At 38.4% G+C, this 628-nt stretch carries 1 protein-coding gene; it reads right to left on the minus strand.

From position 1 onward, the window contains the following. Window positions 1-250: 250 nt before the first annotated feature. The coding region (locus tag H3U96_RS11075; protein WP_198196705.1) for a hypothetical protein at window positions 251-628 on the minus strand (378 nt) is incomplete at its 5' end.

Here is a 628-nt window from a genome sequence, read left to right on the forward strand (position 1 = left end):
TAATCTATAAAGTATAGTGCTTGAAAAAAATCTACGCAACTGTATTTAAAGGTTTAATTGTTAAATTTTGTAAATATTATTAGAGAGTTAAATCTTTAAAACATAGTATTAACCGTTTAAAAACGCCATTCAGCAATTTTTTTACTGTAAAAACCCCTTTCCGCAAAAATAAACCTATCGGGGTGAATTCGGCTACATCTTGTCTTTTATCACTCTCGCCAATCAGCTTCTTTTTTAAGCTCTAGTAAAGTTATTTATCTTCTTTCTTCTCATCGCCCGTGACGCAAGCTACTGCAGCATAGGCGTTCATACTTGAATTTGTAATCAGACCGTGAACAGCGGTCGCGGCGTACTGGGTGGTGCTATTGCTTGTATCGTTAGGTTTTTCCGGATTAGTTGGCACCGGTTCACTCGACCAATAGGAATAGTGGTTTCTCGCCTCATCCTTGTATCTAGTCATATCACCCCACTCAGCTAAAAACCCGGCTCCAATTCGTCGCGAATAATGATAAGTATTTGATGGATAATCAACACTTGGACAGTAGCCAGAACAGAATGATGCGTTAGTTAATTCTCTAAGGCGTGGAAGACGATAACCTAAACCTAAACCTAGATTAAGACACCATGA

The sequence above is a fragment of the Gilliamella sp. M0364 genome, assembly GCF_016100565.1.
Classification (GTDB): Bacteria; Pseudomonadota; Gammaproteobacteria; order Enterobacterales; family Orbaceae; genus Gilliamella; species Gilliamella apis.